Annotated in this window: 3 protein-coding genes; 2 read left to right on the top strand and 1 reads right to left on the bottom strand. The window is 35.5% G+C overall.

Annotation, left to right across the window (positions count from 1 at the left end):
* Nucleotides 1-290: hypothetical protein (locus tag HET73_RS06450; RefSeq protein ID WP_218939335.1), on the top strand; the 290-nt coding region annotated here is incomplete at its 5' end.
* Nucleotides 291-325: 35 nt separating this feature from the next.
* Here HET73_RS06450 and ubiG read toward each other — a convergent pair.
* On the bottom strand, nt 326-1,504 hold the full coding sequence (ubiG, locus tag HET73_RS06445) for a bifunctional 2-polyprenyl-6-hydroxyphenol methylase/3-demethylubiquinol 3-O-methyltransferase UbiG (RefSeq protein ID WP_174134223.1): 1,179 nt from the start codon (nt 1,502-1,504) through the stop codon (nt 326-328).
* A gap of 243 nt (nt 1,505-1,747) precedes the next feature.
* On the opposite strand from ubiG, the gene dnaG reads away from it, so the two are divergent.
* Nucleotides 1,748-3,496 carry a DNA primase gene (gene dnaG / locus HET73_RS06440; protein ID WP_174134222.1) on the top strand — a complete coding sequence of 583 codons (1,749 nt, stop codon included), beginning with the start codon at nt 1,748-1,750 and terminating at the stop codon, nt 3,494-3,496.
* The last annotated feature ends 125 nt before the right edge of the window (nt 3,497-3,621 follow it).

Raw genomic sequence — 3,621 nt, 5'->3', positions numbered from 1 at the left:
GACTTGTTGACCTTCTCTTAGAAAAAAGAGCTGATCTTAGTGTGGAGGACCACTATGGAAAAAGCCCTCTTAACATTATTAACACAAACAGATTCTATTCTTCATTTTATAGCAATCTAACTAATAAAACCGATGGGGCTTCTCAGAGAATTCTAGAACGCATAGGAAATCTAGATTCGCAAAATCTAGATAACACAAAAACTCAGGTTATGAATCTGGATAGTAGTGGTCCATCAAGTTGTATAAACAAAGTAGTACCACCTTGTAATCAAGTGGAAATGGGTAGGTAATACTAAAATTTGCCCAAGTCCTGAGCAAATCTGTTTTATAGTACGGCTAATAATCCACAAAGTATATAATTAACATCCACACCTTTAGTTAAATTCCACTCACGCTTTATTACGTTATATTCCATGCCAGCCATATTTTGTAGTTTGACATTATTTTCTCTTAAGTGATTTGAAATTTCTGACGGCTTGAGAAATTTATTCCAGTTATGTGTACCTTGCGGTAACCAATTTAATATGTACTCCGCACCAATTATCGCAAGACAGAAGGATTTGATAGTTCTATTGATCGTAGATACAAATATCAGTCCCTCTGGTTTTAGCAATTCTATTGCTCTTTTCATGAAAAGCTCTAAATTATCCACATGCTCAACTACTTCCATTAGCAGAACCACATCGTATTTTTTGTTATTGCTTAGCTCTTCAATGCTGGTGTGTGTGTATTCTATATTTAACCCTACTTTTTTCGCATGTGATTGTGCCACTTTTATGTTTTCCTCACACACATCTATTCCTGCAACATTAATGCCAACGCGTGCCATTGACTCTGACAAAATACCACCACCGCACCCAACATCAAGCAATGATAATTCTTTTAAATCACACCCTTTTAATTCTTTTATTTTCTCAATAATGTATGATACTCTCACAGGATTCATCATGTGTAATGGCTTGAATTTGCCATTTTCATCCCACCATTCGTCTGCCATTTTGGCAAATTTTGATATTTCATCTTCATTATAAGTTTTTGTTTTCTTTTTCTTATTAGAAGAGGTTATATTGCTAAGTTTATCAAGACGTTTTTTATGTCTGCTTTCTTTTGAAAATTCTGTTTCGAGGAATTGTTTGACTATGTCTTTTGCTAATCCACTCGCAGTAAATCCTGCACCAAGACAAAGTACATTTGCGTTGCCATGCTCGCGAGCTAATTTTGCGATCTCAACACTATTACATAAAGCAGCGTAGATTCCTTCAAAACGATTTGCCACAGTACTCATGCCTAAACCTGTACCACAAATTAATATCCCATAATTTGCTTTTTTGCTTGTTATATCTTCTACAACTTTAACAGCGTAATCTGGGTAATCTACGCACTTTTGCTTAGCAGTACAGCCACGATCTATTACCGCATAACCCAGAGCTTCCAGGTAAGGCTTCATTTCTGATTTTAGTTTGTAACCTGCATGGTCTGAAGCAATTGATATTACATCCGACATATAAGAAATTATGACTTAAAGACATTTAATATGGGTAATTTATTTTGGGTTCTTTGTCAAGCTCTCCTGATTTTTCGTAAGTCCGAAGCTATAGCTAGACGTCATACCGCGATTCATTCGCGGTATCTCCGCTAACAAGCAGCGGAATGACGGTGAACCTGAATTACTTTAGCTATAAAAATAAATTTTGAGTCAGATGGTATAAATTCTGTATAATTTTTATCCTACTACTAACTCGACAGAATGGATTATATAGATATTATAAAATCAAGGTTATTACTATCTGACATAGTAGGTAAAAAAGTCAGATTAATAAAAAGAGGGGATAGTTTTGTTGGGCTTTGTCCATTTCATAACGAAAAAACTCCATCTTTTTCGGTAAGCAATACAAAGGGGTTATATTACTGTTTCGGTTGCTCAGCTCATGGTGATGTGTTTGAGTTTATTTCACAAACTGAAGGGTTAAGCTTTAAAGAAGCACTGGAAAGGCTAGCGTCAGTTACAGGTGTTGAGTTACCCAAAAACCTCGGTGCTGCTGGAGAAAGCAACAAACTGTTTTCAACGCTGAATTTAGCTGCAAATTGGTTTGCACAGAAAAATCAAGGTGTTGTAGATTATTTAAAGCAGCGCAGGATTTCACCTGAAATCATAGATAAATTTAAGATAGGTTATGCACCAAGCTCTGGTTTGAAAGAATATTTGAACTCTTCAGGTATTGAAGACGAAGTTTTGACGAATGTTGGGTTAATAAATAAACATTTTCGTGATTATTTTTACGATCGGCTGATGTTTCCTATACAAAGCATTGCAGGAAAGGTTGTTGGTTTTGGCGGACGTGCGCTGAGTTCTGAACAACAGCCGAAATATTTAAACAGTCCAGAGAGCCAATTATTTAAGAAGAGAGAGAATTTATATGGGTTAAACTTTGCTTTGAGCGAAGTACGCAAAAAACAGCATGTATTTGTTGTTGAGGGATATATGGATGTGATAGCACTACATCAAGCGGGAGTTAGCAATACAGTTGCTCCGCTTGGCACTGCAATTTCTGCAGAGCAGATAAAAAATCTGTGGAAATTTGCTAAAGAAATCTCCATCTGCATGGATGGAGATAGTGCCGGACGTCATGCCGCCACCCGAGTTGCGGAACTTGCCCTGCCGATACTCGAGCCTGGGTATACATTGAAGTTCGTAACTTTGCCAAGCAATAAAGACCCATACGATATGTGTAATGAACTGGAATATCAAGAAGAAAGCGTATTGACTATACTTGACCGTTCAACAGAACTTCATTCTGAATATTTGTGGCATTACATAATCAATAGCAATCTGCAAAACTACGAAAAACTTGCTCCTGAAAAATATTCAGTTCTTGAGCACAAGTTCATGGGATATGTCAACGCTATTAGTAACAGCAGTATTAGAAGGTATTACAGGGATTATTTTTATAATAAGGTAAGTGAATTGAGAAGAAGCTTCAAAAAGCAGATTTTTAACAGTAAAATTAGGGCAACAAAAGGTGAATACCTTCACAATAAATCTCCAGAGCTGATTGAAGCAGAGCAAAATCAAGCTATAATTCTGCGTATAGTAATAGAATTTCCCGAGATCTTACACCATCCTATATTTTTTGAACAATTTTCTCACTTTGAGTTCACTAATACAGAAATGAAAAGCTTACAACAGCGTATAATTGATATAATAAATAATGGAAGTGAAGAGGCTTTATTACAAGAATTTGAGCAGTCCAGTGGTACTGAAATCGTAAGGTTTATATGTAAAAAAACTAATGTACTAAATAGTCAATTAAACGAGAGAAAATCTGCAGAAGTTGTGTGGAATAACATAGTGTTACTAAAAGAATTAAATGTATTACAAGAAGAAAAAATTAAAGCAAGGCTGAACAGTAATTTCGATTTAGAGGAGAAATTGATAGAACAAATAAAGCAAATAGAGTATAATATACAAGCAATGCAAATGGAGTTTATTCTGTAAAAGACAAGACTTAATCTCTAAGTGTCAGATCAAGTCCTGTCTAGTACATCAAGCTACCATCTTACAAAACTCTTCGATTATTTCTTTATCCTCACTAATTATCGCCTGTGCTTCTTGTTTTAAAT

The sequence above is a fragment of the Wolbachia endosymbiont of Atemnus politus genome (assembly GCF_013309895.1).
Note: the sequence above shows the minus strand (reverse complement) of the source record. Positions and strands in the feature narration are given on the sequence as shown.